10 protein-coding genes are annotated in these 15,593 nt (G+C 73.4%); 8 read left to right on the top strand and 2 right to left on the bottom strand.

The features are described from left to right. Positions 1-2 precede the first annotated feature (2 nt). Positions 3-1,412 carry an NAD(P)/FAD-dependent oxidoreductase gene (locus EKH77_RS23710; RefSeq protein ID WP_126916329.1) on the top strand — a complete coding sequence of 470 codons (1,410 nt, stop codon included), beginning with the start codon at positions 3-5 and terminating at the stop codon, positions 1,410-1,412. Positions 1,413-1,467: 55 nt separating this feature from the next. Here EKH77_RS23710 and EKH77_RS33945 read toward each other — a convergent pair whose 3' ends face one another. Together EKH77_RS33945 and gabT are read right to left on the bottom strand one after the other, a co-directional pair. Next, a complete protein-coding gene (locus EKH77_RS33945; RefSeq protein WP_240667497.1) occupies positions 1,468-1,974 on the bottom strand; it encodes a phosphatase PAP2 family protein in 507 nt (168 codons plus the stop codon). Between the two features lie 441 nt (positions 1,975-2,415). Continuing rightward, the gene (gene gabT, locus EKH77_RS23720; protein WP_126916331.1) at positions 2,416-3,768 is read right to left on the bottom strand and encodes a 4-aminobutyrate--2-oxoglutarate transaminase; all 1,353 of its coding nucleotides are present in this window, start codon (positions 3,766-3,768) and stop codon (positions 2,416-2,418) included. Positions 3,769-3,958: 190 nt separating this feature from the next. Between gabT and EKH77_RS23725 the strand changes: the two genes are divergently transcribed. The 7 genes from EKH77_RS23725 (at position 3,959) to ispG (ending at position 15,464) form a co-directional block, all read left to right on the top strand. Then, positions 3,959-6,064, top strand: coding sequence for an ATP-binding protein (locus EKH77_RS23725; RefSeq protein ID WP_126916332.1), 2,106 nt, complete (start codon positions 3,959-3,961; stop codon positions 6,062-6,064). A gap of 128 nt (positions 6,065-6,192) precedes the next feature. Next, a complete protein-coding gene (locus EKH77_RS23730) occupies positions 6,193-7,794 on the top strand; it encodes a PucR family transcriptional regulator (RefSeq protein ID WP_126916333.1) in 1,602 nt (533 codons plus the stop codon). 156 nt (positions 7,795-7,950) lie between these two features. Next, entirely contained in the window at positions 7,951-9,396 is a 1,446-nt protein-coding gene (locus EKH77_RS23735; protein WP_126916334.1) for an aldehyde dehydrogenase family protein, read from the top strand. 167 nt (positions 9,397-9,563) lie between these two features. Next, positions 9,564-11,498, top strand: coding sequence for an acyl-CoA dehydrogenase family protein (locus tag EKH77_RS23740; RefSeq protein WP_126916335.1), 1,935 nt, complete (start codon positions 9,564-9,566; stop codon positions 11,496-11,498). Between the two features lie 75 nt (positions 11,499-11,573). Beyond that, complete coding sequence (gene dxr / locus EKH77_RS23745; protein ID WP_126916336.1) at positions 11,574-12,848, top strand: 1-deoxy-D-xylulose-5-phosphate reductoisomerase; 1,275 nt, start codon at positions 11,574-11,576, stop codon at positions 12,846-12,848. Continuing rightward, positions 12,845-14,146, top strand: coding sequence for a M50 family metallopeptidase (locus tag EKH77_RS23750; protein WP_126916337.1), 1,302 nt, complete (start codon positions 12,845-12,847; stop codon positions 14,144-14,146). Before dxr ends, EKH77_RS23750 begins: the two co-directional genes overlap by 4 nt. 160 nt (positions 14,147-14,306) lie before the next feature. Continuing rightward, entirely contained in the window at positions 14,307-15,464 is a 1,158-nt protein-coding gene (gene ispG / locus EKH77_RS23755) for a flavodoxin-dependent (E)-4-hydroxy-3-methylbut-2-enyl-diphosphate synthase (protein ID WP_126916338.1), read from the top strand. The last annotated feature ends 129 nt before the right edge of the window (positions 15,465-15,593 follow it).

Genomic DNA, 15,593 nt, shown 5'->3' on the forward strand with positions numbered 1-15,593 from the left:
CCATGGCCGTCGGTGCCGTCAATCCCGTACGAGCACTCTCCGACGCGACCCCTCACCCCTACTGGCTCGACGACCCCTCCCGGCCGGAGGCGCTCCCCGCGCTCGTCGGCGACGAGCACTGCGACCTGCTCGTCGTCGGCGGCGGCTACTCCGGCCTGTGGACCGCGCTCCTGGCCAAGGAACGCGACCCCGGCCGGGACGTCGTCCTCATCGAGGCCGAGCGGACCGGCTGGGCCGCCTCCGGCCGCAACGGCGGCTTCTGCGCCGCCTCCCTCACCCACGGCTGGGCCAACGGCCACGCCCGCTGGCCCGCCGAGCTCCGCACGCTGGAGGAGCTCGGCCACCGCAACCTCGACGGCATCGAGGCCACCCTCGCCCGCCACGGCATCGACTGCGACTTCGAGCGCACCGGCGAGATCGACGTGGCCACCGCCCCCCACCAGGTCCAGGAGCTCCGCGAGGCCGCCGGGCGGGCGGCGGCCCTCGGCGTCGCCGGCCACACCTTCCTCGACCGCGACGCCGTGCGCGCCGAGGCCGACTCCCCGACCTTCCTCGCCGGCCTGTGGAACCGCACCGGCGTCGCCATGCTCCACCCGGCCAAGCTCGCCTGGGGCCTGCGGCGCGCCTGCCTCGGCCTCGGCGTGCGGATCTACGAGCACACCCCCGGCACCGAGCTGTCCTCCCGCCGCGCCTCCCTCGCCGTCCGCACCCCCTACGGCCGGGTCTTCGCCCGCCACGCCGCGCTCGGCACCAACGCCTTCCCCTCGCTGGTCAAGCGGCTCCGCCCGTACATCGCCCCCGTCTACGACTACGCGCTGATGACCGAGCCGCTCACCGAGGAGCAGCTGGCCTCCGTCGGCTGGCGCCGCCGCCAGGGGCTCAGCGACAGCGCCAACCACTTCCACTACTTCCGGCTGACGGCGGACAACCGCGTGCTGTGGGGCGGCTACGACATCGTCTACCGTTACGGCGGCGGCGTACGGGCCGAGTACGACCACCACCCGGCCACCTACCAGCGCCTCGCCGAGCACTTCTTCCGCTGCTTCCCGCAACTGGAGGGGGTGCGTTTCTCGCACGCGTGGGGCGGTGCCATCGACACCTGCTCGCGTTTCTCCGCCTTCTTCGGCACCGCGCACGGTGGTCGTGTCGCCTACGCGCTGGGGTTCACGGGCCTCGGCGTCGGCGCGACGCGTTTCGGCGCGGACGTCATGCTGGACCTGCTCGCAGGCGCGCGCACCGAGCGCACGGAGCTGGAGATGGTGCGCAGCAGGCCGCTGCCGTTTCCGCCGGAGCCGGTGCGGTCGGTGGGGATCGGCATCACGCAGTGGGCGATGACGCGGGCCGATCGCGACGGCCGTCGCAACCTGTGGCTGAGGGCCATGGACAGGATGGGCCTGGGCTTCGACAGCTGAGTGCTCATTGCGACTGCGGGCCGTCCGTGGCTGGTCGCGCAGTTCCCCGCGCCCCTTACGGGGCGTGTTGTGGGCAATCGTCCCGCAGGGCGGGACGGGTGGGCACAACGCGACCACCGGCCTGCACCCAGAGCACGACCCCGGCCAGACACCACGCCCCCACCACGTCCAGCGGCCAGTGATACCCCTGCCGCACCAACCCGACGCCCACCCCGACGTTGAGCAGTGCGTAAGGCGCCACCCACCACCACGTACGGAACAGAAGAAGCGCCGCCGCCCCATAGGCGACCGCCGCCGTGGCCGCGTGCCCCGAAGGGAAGAACCCGTCATGCGGCCCGGCCCCCATGGCCGGTGGCCCCGCGCGCCCGATCCACCACTTCAGGGGTACGACGAGCAGGGGCACCGCCACCATCGCGAGGGCGGCGGCCACCGGAGGCCGCCACTGTCGCCGGCGCACAACGGAAAAGACGACGGCCGCCAGGAGCACCGGCACCGCCACCACCGTGTTGCCCAGATCGGCCAGCAGCTCGGCGAGCCCCGACGGCACTGCGTCGGCGCCCACGACCGCACGCCCCAGCCGCTCGTCGAGAACGCGCAGCGGCCCGTGCGCGGCGACCTGCCATGTGACGAGGGCGAAAAGGAGGACGCACGCCAGCGGGAGCGCGTACGCCGACGGCCCCGGAACAGGGGGGGAAGTTCCAGGGCCGCCGGTCCGTCCGGTGGACCGCGCGCCCCGGGGGGTATGGGGCGGGCGACCGTCCGATCGGTGAGGATGTCCGGAGCCGAGGGCTCCAGTGCTGTGCGCGAAGGCACGGCCGGGCCGGCGCTGGGGAAGCGACGGTACGGCGTCGTCCGCAGTCTCCTGCGAACGGGGTGTTTCACTCATCTGAAGAAACCGTACGGCAGGGATGGGCGATCCGATAGTCGGATCACCCGTCCACCACCCGCCCCGCACAGGTTCTTCACCGGCTCACAGTCAGCTCACAACCGGCTCACGGCCGGGTCACAGACCCGCGAACGCGCCCTCGATGATGTCGAGGCCCTCGTTGAGCAGGTCCTCGCCGATGACCAGCGGCGGCAGGAAGCGCAGCACGTTGCCGTAGGTGCCGCAGGTGAGGACCAGCAGGCCCTCCGCGTGGCAGGCCTTGGCGAGCGCGCCGGCGGCCGCCGGGTTCGGCTCCTTGGTCGCCGGGTCCTTGACCAGCTCGATCGCGATCATCGCGCCGCGGCCGCGGATGTCGCCGATGACCGGGAACTTCTCCTGCATGGCGGTGAGGCGGCCCTTCATGACCTCCTCGATGCGCTTGGCCTTGCCGTTGAGGTCCTGCTCGCGCATGGTCTCGATGGCGCCCAGGGCACCGGCGCAGGCCACCGGGTTGCCGCCGTAGGTGCCGCCCAGGCCGCCCGCGTGCGGCGCGTCCATGATCTCGGCGCGGCCGGTGACGGCGGCCAGCGGCAGACCGCCCGCGATGCCCTTGGCGGTGGTGATCAGGTCCGGGACGATGCCCTCGTCCTCGCAGGCGAACCACTGGCCGGTGCGGCAGAAGCCGGACTGGATCTCGTCGGCGACGAAGACGATGCCGTTGTCGTTGGCGAACTTCACGATCGCCGGGAGGAAGCCCTTGGCCGGCTCGATGAAGCCGCCCTCGCCCAGCACCGGCTCGATGATGATCGCGGCGACGTTCTCGGCGCCGATCTGCTTGGTGATCTGGTCGATGGCCTGGGCGGCGGCCTCGGGGCCGCAGTTCTCCGGGCCGGTCGGCCAGCGGTAGCCGTAGGCCACCGGCACGCGGTAGACCTCGGGCGCGAACGGGCCGAAGCCGTGCTTGTACGGCATGTTCTTGGCGGTGAGCGCCATCGTCAGGTTGGTGCGGCCGTGGTAGCCGTGGTCGAAGACGACGACGGCCTGGCGCTTGGTGTACGCACGGGCGATCTTGACGGCGTTCTCGACGGCCTCGGCGCCCGAGTTGAACAGCGCGGACTTCTTGGCGTGGTCGCCCGGGGTCAGCTCGGCGAGCTGCTCGCAGACCTCCACGTAACCCTCGTAGGGGGTCACCATGAAACAGGTGTGGGTGAAGTCGGCGAGCTGCGCGGCGGCGCGGCGCACCACGGCCTCGGCGCTGGCGCCGACCGAGGTCACGGCGATGCCGGAGCCGAAGTCGATCAGGCGGTTGCCGTCGACGTCCTCGATGACGCCGCCGCCCGCGCGCGTGGTGAACACCGGCAGGACGGAGCCCACACCACCGGCGACCGCGTCGAGGCGGCGGGCCTGGAGCTCGAGCGACTTGGGGCCGGGGATCGCGGTGACGACGCGGCGCTCCTGGGGGAGGGCGGCGCCTCCGGACAGTTCGGTCATGACGAGCTCCAGGGGGAAAGTACGGGCTTTTGGTCGCAGGCTAGGTGCGGCGGCCGGAGCGCGGCATGTTCCGATCGGGAGAAGTGCGCGCGTCCCGTTGTCCGTATCGGACATGGTGTCCCACTAGATTGGGCCGGTCGGACACTTCAGGCACGCGCGGCGCGACGGGCCGGCTGGGGGGCGAGGGGTTGTGAGGGACACCGAGGAGACCGCGGGGGGCGGCAAGGAGACGCCCGTGGAGTCGGCCGTGCCGCCGCGCCCGGACGCCGAGCCCCGGGCCGGCGGAAGCGCGGGCGCCCCGTTCCTGTCCTGGCTGCGCACCCCGCGCCCGGACGCCGCGCCCGGCGTGTGGACGTTCGGCCACCGGCCCCGGCCGCCGGAGGAGCCCGACCGGATTCCCGGCCGGCAGTTGGTCAGCAGCGCGGTGATCTCCCTGCTGTGCGGCTGGCTGCTGTGGTCCCTGCTGTGGAACGGCTACCTCGGCCACTACTGGATCTGGCCGCTGTTCGCGCTGACGCCCGACTCCTGGCGGGAGGAGGGCATGCTCGCCGTCTGGGTCGTCTACGGCTACTACACGCTGGTCGGCCTCGTCCTCCTCGTCGTCTTCGGCCGCCTCGGCCGCTGGCCCCAGGTGTGGCGCCGCTGGGCCGTGCCCGCCCTGCGCCGCCTGTGGGACGACTCCGGCGACGCGGCGCCCACCGCTCCCGCCGCGCCGGGCGAGGACCCCGCCGAATGGCCCCGGCTGCGCGCCTCGGGGGCGGGCGCCGCCGCCGACCGGCTCGCGGCGGAGGCCAGGGCCGGGCTGATGAACGACGTCGACCACGCCCGCATCGGGCGCGCCTGGGAGGCCGCGCGCGCCCGCCCCGACCGGCTGGCCGCCTTCACCGACGCCGTCGTCAAGCACGGCGCCGCCGCCTGCGCCCACCCCTCCGGGGCCCGCGACCTGCCCGTCCGCGCCGCCGTCCACGACCTCGTCACCCGCCAGGTCCGCATCGGCACCGCCACCGACGACGAGCGCAACCCCTACGACCACCGGGGCGCCGGCGCCGCCCTCGACCCCACGCTGCTGGGCACCTCGCTGCTCGCCGTCGGGCCGCCCGGCTGCGGCAAGTCCGCGCGGCTGGTGCGGCCCGTCCTCGAGTCGCTGTGCCTCCAGGCGCTCGCCGGGCGCACGGCGGTCGTTGCCGTCGCGGCGGCGGGAGCCGGGCTGGCCCCCGACGACGCCTTCGACGTCGTGGTCCGGATCGGCCGCCCGGACTCCGCCTACGACCTCGACCTGTACGGCGGCACGGACGACCCCGACGAGGCCGCCGCCGTCCTCGCCGAGGGCCTCGTCGGCGACCTCATCGCCGGTCTGCCCGGCGGCGACGGCCGCCGCGCCGCCACCGCCCTGGCCCAGCTCCTCGGCCCGTTCCGGGCCGCCCACGGCCGCTTCCCGGCCGTCCCCGAACTGCGCGACCTCCTCGACGGCTCCGCCGCCGCGACCGGCGCGCTGCGCACCGCCCTCACGGCACGCGGACAGGACGCGCTCGTCCGCGAGCTCGACGCCCGCGAGCGCCAGGCGGGACGGCCCGGCGACCCCGGGCCGCTCCTCTCCGACCGGCTCGCCCTCCTCGACCGTCCCGCCTTCGCCGGCTTCTTCGACACCACTCGCAGTGGGCGTGCCTTCTCCCTGCGGACGCTCGAGCACCCGCTGCGCGTCCGGATCGACCTGCCCGAGCGCGGCCACGCCGAGGCGTCCCGGATGCTCGCCCGGCTGATCCTGGCCCAGTTCACCGAGTGCGCCGCCGGCCGCGCCGACCGCTCGCTGTTCGCCTGCCTCGTCCTCGACGACGCCACCCACACCGTCACCCCCGAGTCCGTGCGCGGCCTGGCGCGGCTGCGCTCCGCCCACGCCGGGGCCGTGCTCACCCTGCGCACCCTCGACGACGTCCCCGAGGCGCTGCGCAGCGCCCTGCTGGGCTCCGTCGGCTGCCGGATGGCCTTCTCCGGGGTGACCACCTGGGACGGCGCGCGTTTCGCGGAGGTCTGGGGCAAGGAGTGGGTGGAGACCCGCGACGTCACGGACCGGCAGGTCATCGCCCACGAGCCGCTCACCCGCGTGACGCATGTCGTCCGCCGGGTGATCACGGGCCGGGCCGTCACCGCCCAGTCCGTGACCGTCCGCAAGGTGGAGCGGGAGCGCTGGTCCGCCTCCGAGCTGGCCCACGGCGTGCCCGCCGGGCACGCCGTGCTGTCCGTGACGTCGGTGCGGGGCGGCAGCACGCCCCCCGTCCTGGTCGACCTGGAGCGCTGAGCGCTCCGACGCCGCCCCGCGCGCCTTCGGGGCGCTCCCGCTTTCTGCGCAATGCTCCACTGAGGCAGAATCGGTCAGGGCCGTTCATACGGGACGGCACCTCCCCGCACCGCCCGTCCGAAGGTTCCATGCCCCTCACGCTCGCCTCTCTGGTCAACCACTCCGCGCTCAGGCTCACCGTGCTCGCCGGGGCGGACCGGCTGGACACGCCCGTCCGCTGGGCGCACGTCAGCGAGCTCGCCGACCCCGTGCCCTGGATGGACGGCGGGGAACTGCTGCTGATCACCGCGATGAAGATCGACGCCGCGGACGGGGAGGAGATGCGGCGGTATGTGCGCCGCCTGGTCCGCGCCGGGGTCGTGGGGCTCGGCTTCGCCGTCGGGGTGAACTACGACGAGGTGCCCGGCGCCCTCGTCGAGGCGGCCGCCGAGGAGGGCCTGCCGCTGCTGGAGGTGCCCCGCCGCACCCCGTTCCTCGCCATCACCAAGGCCGTCTCGGCGGCCGTCGCCGCCGACCAGTACCACGCGGTCACGGCGGGCTTCGAGGCCCAGCGCGAGCTGACCCGCGCGGCCCTCGCCCCCGAGGGCCCCGCCGCCCTCCTCGCCCGGCTCGCCGCCCATCTCGGCGGGTGGGCCGCGCTCTACGACGCCTCCGGCGCCGTCGTCGCCGCCGCGCCCAACTGGGCGGCCCGCCGCGCGGCCCGGCTCGGCCCCGACGTGAAACGGCTGCGGGAGCGGCCCGCGCCCGCCAGCGTCGTCCTCGGCCCGGACGCCGCCGGGGCGGAGGGCGGCGACCGCGTCGAGCTCCAGTCCCTCGGCTCCGGCCGCCGCACGCGCGGCGTCCTCGCCGTGGGCACGGACGCGCCTCTCGGCACCGCCGGGCGCTACGCCGTCAACTCCGCCGTCGCCCTCCTCACGCTGACCACCGAGCGCTCGCGCGCCCTGCAGGACGCGGAGGCGCGGCTGGGCGCGGCGGTGCTGCGGATGCTGCTCGCCGACGAGCCGGGCCACGCGCGGGCGGTCGCGGGGGAGCTGTACGGGGCGCTGCTGGACGAGCCCTTCCGGATGCTGGTGGCGGAGGCCGCCGACACCGGCCCGGAGGGTGAGCTCGGCACACTCGCCGACACCGCCGAGACGGCGGCGAGCCGGGCGGCCGAGCCGGTGCTCGTCGTACCGGAGGGCGAGCGCGTCGTCGTCCTCGCCCGGGACGGCGGGGCGGCGGTGGCGGCGTGCGTCGCGTACGCGCGTACGGTCGAGGCGCGGCGGGGCGCCGCCGCGGAGCGGGACGGGGGCGCGGAGCCCGGCGTGGCCGTCGGCCTCTCGGCGCCCGCCGGGCCGGCGGCCGCCGGGACCGCCTTCCACCAGGCCGAACAGGCCCTGTCCGTCGCCCGCCGCCGGGGCCGCGCCCTCGTCGAGCACGAGGAGGTCGCGACCGGCTCGGTCGTGCCGCTGCTCGCCGACGACGCGGTGCGGGCCTTCGCGGACGGGCTCCTGCGCGCCCTCCATGAGCACGACGCCACGGGGCGCGGCGACCTGGTCGCCTCCCTGCGCGCCTGGCTCGCCCGCCACGGCCAGTGGGACGCGGCCGCCGCCGACCTGGGGGTGCACCGGCACACGCTGCGGTACCGGATGCGGCGGGTGGAGGAGATCCTGGGGCGGTCGCTGGACGATCCGGACGTGCGGATGGAGCTCTGGCTGGCGCTGAAGGCGACGGCGGGTCCTTCCCAGTAGTCGGGGTTGCCGACCCGGTGGTCGGGGGTGCCGAACCCACCCCTCCACACTGGCGTACCGCCGCCCCCGCGCGCTCCATCACGGACAAGCGACCCGAACGCGCGCCGCGCCTACGGTGAGGGTGCCCCAAATCATCCGCACCCCCGGAGGAAACCCGTGACCGCTCCCATCGCGTTCTGGCTGGCCGGCCGTGAGGCCACCGGCGAGGAGACCTTCGACGTCACGAACTCCTGGGACGGCCGTCTCGTCGGCACCGTGAGCGTGCCGACCGAGGCGCAGGTCGAGGAGGCCGTGGCGGCCGCGCACGCCGTGCGCGAGGAGTTCGCGGCCACGCCCGCGCACGTCCGCACCGCCGCCCTCGACCACGTCGCCAAGCGGCTCACCGAGCGCACCGAGGAGATCGCCCAGCTGATCTCCGCCGAGAACGGCAAGCCCATCAAGTGGGCCCGCGGCGAGGTCGGCCGTGCCGTCTCCGTGTTCCGCTGGGCCGCCGAGGAGGCCCGCCGCTTCAACGCCGGCGAGGCCCAGCGCCTGGACACCGACGCCGGCGGCACCGGCCGCCTCGCGCTGACCCGCCGCGTCCCGCGCGGCACGGTCCTCGGCATCGCGCCCTTCAACTTCCCGCTCAACCTGAGCGCCCACAAGGTCGCCCCGGCCATCGCCGTCGGCGCCCCGATCATCCTCAAGCCCGCCCCGGCGACCCCGATCTCCTCCCTGGTCCTGGGCGAGATCCTGGCCGAGACGGACCTGCCCGCCGGCTCCTGGAGCGTCCTGCCGGTCCCGAACGACCGGATGCCCGCCCTGGTGAAGGACGAGCGGCTGCCCGTCATCTCCTTCACCGGCTCCGGCCCGGTCGGCTGGTCGATCCTCGACTCCGTGCCCCGCAAGCACGTCACCCTGGAGCTGGGCGGCAACGGCGCGGCCGTCGTCCTCGCCGACTGGTCGTCCGAGGCGGACCTGGACTGGGCGGCGCAGCGCGTCGCCACGTTCTCCAACTACCAGGGCGGCCAGTCCTGCATCTCCGTGCAGCGCGTCATCGCCGACGCCTCGCTGTACGAGCGGCTGCTGCCGAAGGTCGTCGCGGCCGTCGAGGCGCAGGTGACGGGCGACCCGTCCGACGCGTCCACCGACGTCGGCCCGCTGGTCAGCGAGGACGCCGCCAAGCGCGTCGAGTCCTGGGTGGACGAGGCCGTCGCGGCGGGCGCCACGCTGCTCACCGGTGGCAAGCGCGACGGCGCGACCTACGCCCCGACCGTGCTCGCCGACGTCCCCGCCGGCGTCACGATCGCCTGCGAGGAGGTCTTCGGCCCGGTCCTGACCATCTCGAAGGCCGAGGGCGAGACCGCGGCGTTCGCGGCCGTCAACGACTCCCCGTACGGCCTCCAGGCCGGCGTGTTCACCCACGACCTGCAGACCGCCTTCCGCGCCCACCGCGCGCTGGAGGTCGGCGGCGTGGTCATCGGCGACGTCCCGTCCTACCGCGCCGACCAGATGCCGTACGGCGGCGCCAAGCAGTCCGGTGTCGGCCGTGAGGGCGTGCGGTACGCGATGGACGACTACACCTACGAGCGCGTGCTCGTGCTCACCGGTCTCGACCTGTAAACAGCGGGGTGACGCGGCGCTCCGGGTGGTTCTTCCGCCCGGAGCGCCGCGTCGTCTTGCGCGGGGTCTGGTAGAGCGGGGCCGGATCGGGTAGGTACATACGGACGAGTAGCACCGGTCGGTAGTCGACCGGACTTTTCGACCCGACTCACGCGGTGAGGTGCCAGATGACCGCACCATCCGTACGACCGGTCTCCGAGCGCGAGGCGCGCCAGGTCGCCGAAGCGGCGCGCGAGCAGGACTGGAAGAAGCCCAGCTTCGCCAAGGAGCTCTTCCTCGGCCGGTTCCGGCTCGATCTGATCCATCCGCATCCCACCCCCGCGCCGGACGACGTCCGGCGGGGCGAGGAGTTCCTCGGCAAGCTCCGGGAATTCTGCGAGACCCGGATCGACGGCGCGCGCATCGAGCGCGAGGCGAAGATCCCCGACGAGACGGTGAGCGGGCTCAAGGAGCTCGGCGCCTTCGGCATGAAGATCGACGTCAAGTACGGCGGCCTCGGGCTCAACCATGTCTACTACAACAAGGCCCTCGCCCTCGTGGGCTCCGCGAGCCCCGTCGTCGGCGCGCTGCTCTCCGCGCACCAGTCGATCGGTGTGCCCCAGCCGCTGAAGCTGTTCGGCACGGCGGAGCAGAAGGAGAAGTTCCTGCCGCGCTGCGCGCGCACGGACATCACCGCCTTCCTGCTGACCGAGCCGGACGTGGGCTCCGACCCGGCCCGGCTGGCCACGAGCGCCGTGCCCGACGGTGACGACTACGTCCTCGACGGCGTGAAGCTGTGGACGACCAACGGCGTCGTCGCCGATCTGCTCGTCGTGATGGCGCGGGTGCCGAAGAGCGAGGGCCACCGGGGCGGCATCACCGCCTTCGTCGTCGAGGCGGCCGCCGAGGGCGTCACCGTGGAGAACCGCAACGCCTTCATGGGCCTGCGCGGCATCGAGAACGGCGTCACCCGCTTCCACCAGGTGCGGGTGCCCGCCGCCAACCGGATCGGCCCCGAGGGCGCCGGCCTGAAGATCGCGCTGACCACCCTCAACACCGGCCGGCTGTCCATCCCGGCCATGTGCGCGTCCAGCGGCAAGTGGGCGCTGAAGATCGCCCGCGAGTGGTCCTCGGCCCGGGAGCAGTGGGGCAAGCCCATCGCCAAGCACGAGGCCGTCGGCTCGAAGATCTCCTTCATCGCGGCGACCACCTTCGCCCTGGAGGCGATCGTCGACCTGTCCGGCCAGATGGCCGACGAGGAGCGCAACGACATCCGCATCGAGGCCGCCCTCGCCAAGCTCTACGCCAGCGAGATGGCCTGGCTGATGACGGACGAGCTGGTCCAGATCCGCGGCGGCCGGGGCTACGAGAGCGCCGACTCGCTCGCCGCCCGGGGCGAGCGCGCGGTCCCCGCCGAGCAGATGCTGCGCGACTCGCGCATCAACCGGATCTTCGAGGGCTCCACCGAGATCATGCACCTGCTGATCGCCCGCGAGGCCGTCGACGCCCACCTGTCCGTGGCCGGCGACCTCATCGACCCGGACAAGTCCCTGGGCGACAAGGCCCGGGCCGGCGCCCGCGCCGGCGGCTTCTACGCCCGCTGGCTGCCCAAGCTCGTCGCGGGCCCCGGAGCGCTGCCGCGCACGTACTCCGAGTTCCACCCGACCGGGCATCGCGACCTCTCCGGCCATCTGCGGTACGTCGAGCGGTCCTCGCGCAAGCTCGCCCGCTCCACCTTCTACGCCATGTCCCGCTGGCAGGGCCGCATGGAGACCAAGCAGGGCTTCCTCGGCCGGATCGTCGACATCGGCGCCGAGCTCTTCGCGATGAGCGCCGCCTGCGTCCGCGCCGAGCACCTGCGGCTGCGCGGCGAGCACGGCGGTGAGGCGTACCAGCTCGCCGACGCCTTCTGCCGGCAGTCCCGCATCCGCGTGGAGGAGCTCTTCCGGCGGCTGTGGACCAACACCGACGACCTCGACCGCAAGGTCGTCTCCGGGGTGCTGGCGGGCTCGTACGAGTGGCTGGAGAGCGGCATCGTCGACCCCAGCGGCGAGGGCCCCTGGATCGCCGACGCCACCCCCGGCCCCTCCAAGGCGGAGAACGTCCACCGCCCGATCCGCTGACGGGCAGCGGGCCGCTCGGGCCGTATCGCCGGACGCCCTGTCGGAGCGCACCGGCGGTACGGCCACAATGGGGGGATGACGGACTGCCTCGCTGACCCCCACCTGCGTTACTCCGCTCCCGGCCGCGATCACGACGGCCCGCGCGAGATCGTGATCCTCGGCTCGACCGGCTCGATCGGCACCCAGGCCATCGATCTGGTGCTGCGCAACCCCGAGCGGTTCACCGTGTCCGCGCTGTCCGCCGCCGGCGGGCGGGTGGACCTCCTGGCGGAGCAGGCGCACAGACTGCGGGTCCGCACGGTGGCCGTCGCGCGGGCGGACAAGGCGGCCGCGCTGCGCGAGGCGCTGGCCGCCCGCTACGGCACCGAGCCGCTGCCGGAGATCCTGGCGGGCCCGGACGCGGCCACCGAGGTGGCGCGCGGCGAGTGCCACACGGTCCTCAACGGCATCACCGGCTCCATCGGCCTGGCCCCCACCCTCGCCGCCCTGGAGGCGGGCCGCACCCTGGCCCTGGCCAACAAGGAGTCGCTGATCGTCGGCGGCCCGCTGGTGAAGGCCCTCGCCAAGCCCGGCCAGATCATCCCGGTCGACTCCGAGCACGCCGCGCTCTTCCAGGCCCTCCTCGGCGGCACCCGCGCCGAGGTCCGCAAGCTGGTCGTCACGGCCTCCGGCGGCCCCTTCCGCGGCCGGACGAAGGCCGAGCTGGCCGCCGTCACCCCGAAGGACGCCCTGGCCCACCCCACCTGGTCCATGGGCCCGGTGATCACGATCAACTCCGCGACCCTGGTCAACAAGGGCCTGGAGGTCATCGAGGCCCACCTGCTCTACGACATCCCGTTCGAGCGCATCGAGGTCGTCGTCCACCCGCAGTCCTACGTCCACTCGATGGTGGAGTTCACCGACGGCTCCACCCTCGCCCAGGCGACCCCGCCGGACATGCGCGGCCCCATCGCCATCGGCCTCGGCTGGCCCGAACGGGTGCCCGACGCGGCCCCCGCCTTCGACTGGTCCAAGGCCTCCACCTGGGAGTTCTTCCCGCTCGACGACGAGGCCTTCCCCTCCGTGGGCCTGGCCCGGCACGTGGGTACGCTCGGCGGGACCGCCCCGGCCGTCTTCAACGCCGCGAACGAGGAGTGCGTCGACGCGTTCCTGAGCGGACATCTGCCGTTCAATGGGATCGTGGACACCGTCGCCGAGGTGGTCGCCGAGCACGGCACCCCCGCCGTGGGAACTCGCCTGACCCTCTCGGACGTCCTGGAGGCGGAGACCTGGGCCCGCGCCCGGGCCCGTGAACTGGCGGCCCGCACGGGCGGCCGTACGGCGAAAGCGACCTCGGAGGCCCGCGCATGACGACACTGATGACGATCCTCGGGATAGTCGTCTTCGTGGTGGGCCTGCTCTTCTCCATCGCCTGGCACGAGCTGGGGCACCTGTCCACGGCGAAGATGTTCGGCATCCGGGTGCCGCAGTACATGGTCGGCTTCGGGCCGACGCTGTGGTCGCGGAAGAAGGGCGAGACCGAGTACGGGGTCAAGGCCATCCCGCTCGGCGGCTACATCCGCATGATCGGCATGTTCCCGCCCGGTGAGGACGGCAGGATCAGCGCCCGCTCCACCTCCCCGTGGCGCGGCATGATCGAGGACGCCCGCTCGGCGGCCTACGAGGAGCTCCAGCCGGGCGACGAGACCCGGATGTTCTACACGCGCAAGCCCTGGAAGCGCGTGATCGTGATGTTCGCCGGACCGTTCATGAACCTGGTCCTGGCCGTCGCGATCTTCCTCGGCGTGATGATGTCCTTCGGCGTCAACACCCAGACGACCACCGTCTCGGCCGTCTCGGACTGCGTGGTCTCCGCCAGCGCCGCCACCGACAAGTGCCCCAAGGGCGCCAAGGACTCCCCGGCCAAGGCGGCCGGCCTCCAGCCCAAGGACCGGATCGTCGCCTTCGACGGCCACCGGATCGGTGACTGGACCACCCTCCAGAAGGAGATCCGCAAGACCACCGGACCGGCCACGATCACCGTCGTCCGCGACGGCGCCGAGAAGACCCTCAGCGCGAACCTCATCTCCAACCAGGTGCAGAAGTACGACGGCAAGGGCGCGCCCGTCAAGGGCGAGTACGTCACCGCCGGCTTCCTCGGCTTCACCCCGGCCACGGGCGTCGTCCAGCAGTCCTTCGGCCAGTCCGTCGACCGCATGGGCGACATGGTCCAGTCCGGCGTCGAGTCGCTGGTCGCCCTGCCCGGCAAGATCCCGGACCTGTGGAACGCGGCCTTCGACGGCGGCGAGCGCAAGGCGGACTCGCCGATGGGCGTGGTGGGCGCCGCGCGGGTGGGCGGCGAGGTGTTCAACCTCGACATCCCGCCGTCGCAGCAGATCGCGACCATGCTGTTCCTGGTCGCCGGCTTCAACCTCTCCCTGTTCCTCTTCAACATGCTGCCGCTGCTCCCGCTGGACGGCGGGCACATCGCGGGCGCGCTGTGGGAGTCGGTCCGGCGGAACGTCGCCAAGGTCTTCCGGCGCCCGGACCCCGGTCCGTTCGACGTGGCGAAGCTGATGCCGGTGGCGTACGTGGTGGCGGGCATCTTCGTCTGCTTCACGCTGCTGGTGCTGATCGCGGACGTCGTCAACCCGGTGCGGCTGACGTAGCGGGGCGGGTGCGCCTGCGCGGGCCTGTGCCACGCGCGCCGCGGGCGCACCCCACCGGCAGGACCCGGCAATGTGCCCGCACAGGACCTCGTGCCGTAACCTCGATCCCGGAGCCCGCCGATCTCGGGACCGTGATTCAAAACTTGGGGTTGCTCGCCAGATGACAGCGATTTCGCTTGGAATGCCGTCCGTTCCGACCAAGCTCGCCGACCGCCGGGTCAGCCGCAAGATCCAGGTCGGCTCCGTGGCCGTCGGCGGCGACGCCCCCGTCTCGGTCCAGTCCATGACGACGACCCGCACCTCCGACATCGGCGCCACCCTCCAGCAGATCGCCGAGCTGACCGCCTCCGGCTGCCAGATCGTCCGCGTCGCCTGCCCGACCCAGGACGACGCCGACGCGCTCGCCGTCATCGCGAAGAAGTCGCAGATCCCGGTCATCGCGGACATCCATTTCCAGCCGAAGTACGTCTTCGCCGCCATCGACGCCGGCTGCGCCGCCGTCCGCGTCAACCCCGGCAACATCAAGCAGTTCGACGACAAGGTCAAGGAGATCGCCAAGGCCGCCGGCGACGCCGGGACCCCGATCCGCATCGGCGTGAACGCCGGCTCGCTGGACCGCCGCCTGCTCCAGAAGTACGGCAAGGCCACCCCCGAGGCGCTGGTCGAGTCCGCCCTCTGGGAGGCGTCCCTCTTCGAGGAGCACGGCTTCCGCGACATCAAGATCTCGGTCAAGCACAACGACCCGGTCGTCATGGTCAACGCCTACCGCCAGCTGGCCGCCCAGTGCGACTACCCGCTGCACCTCGGCGTCACCGAGGCCGGCCCGGCCTTCCAGGGCACCATCAAGTCCGCCGTCGCCTTCGGCGCCCTGCTCTCCGAGGGCATCGGCGACACCATCCGCGTCTCCCTCTCCGCCCCGCCGGCCGAGGAGATCAAGGTCGGCATCCAGATCCTGGAGTCCCTCAACCTCCGCCAGCGCCGCCTGGAGATCGTCTCCTGCCCGTCCTGCGGCCGCGCCCAGGTCGACGTCTACAAGCTGGCCGAGGAGGTCACCGCGGGCCTGGAGGGCATGGAGGTGCCCCTGCGCGTCGCCGTCATGGGCTGCGTCGTCAACGGCCCCGGCGAGGCCCGCGAGGCCGACCTCGGCGTCGCCTCCGGCAACGGCAAGGGCCAGATCTTCGTCAAGGGCGAGGTCATCAAGACCGTCCCCGAGTCGAAGATCGTGGAGACCCTCATCGAGGAGGCGATGAAGATCGCCGAGCAGATGGAGAAGGACGGCGTCGCCTCCGGCGAGCCCACCATCAGCGTCGCGGGCTGACCGCCCGCGTTCCGCCCCGCCCCGCCCGCACACCGGGCGGGGCGGGGCGGCGCCATATCGGCGGCATGGCGGGTACCCGGCGGGACCGGGAGGTACAGTGCCAGGACCTGATTCCCCCGGCCCCGTGCC

The sequence above is a fragment of the Streptomyces luteoverticillatus genome (genome assembly GCF_003970715.1).
GTDB classification, from domain to species: domain Bacteria; phylum Actinomycetota; class Actinomycetes; order Streptomycetales; family Streptomycetaceae; genus Streptomyces; species Streptomyces abikoensis.